The following is a 245-nucleotide window of genomic DNA, read 5'->3' on the forward strand; positions in this document are numbered from 1 at the left end:
CTCGTGGCTGATGCGGCGGTTGAAGGCCGTCGTATCGCGCTCGCCGCGGATCTCGGCCCAGACCACGAAGCCCAGCAGGAAGAACGTCGTGAGCTTGATGCCGCCCGCCGTACCGGCGCTGCCGCCGCCGATGAACATCAGCACGTAATGGACCGCCAGCGTTTCGCTCTGCATGGCGCCGACATCGAGCGTATTGAAGCCGGCGGTCCGGGCCGACACCGAGTGGAACAGCATCGCCAGCGCCT

Annotated in this window: 1 protein-coding gene; it reads right to left on the reverse strand. The window is 66.9% G+C overall.

What is annotated here, in order from left to right:
• The coding region (locus SB719_RS22000) for a potassium transporter TrkG (protein ID WP_412160010.1) at positions 1 to 245 on the reverse strand (245 nt) is incomplete at both ends.

It is taken from the genome of Pantoea sp. SIMBA_079, from assembly GCF_046940275.1.
Lineage (GTDB): Bacteria > Pseudomonadota > Gammaproteobacteria > Enterobacterales > Enterobacteriaceae > Pantoea > Pantoea borealis.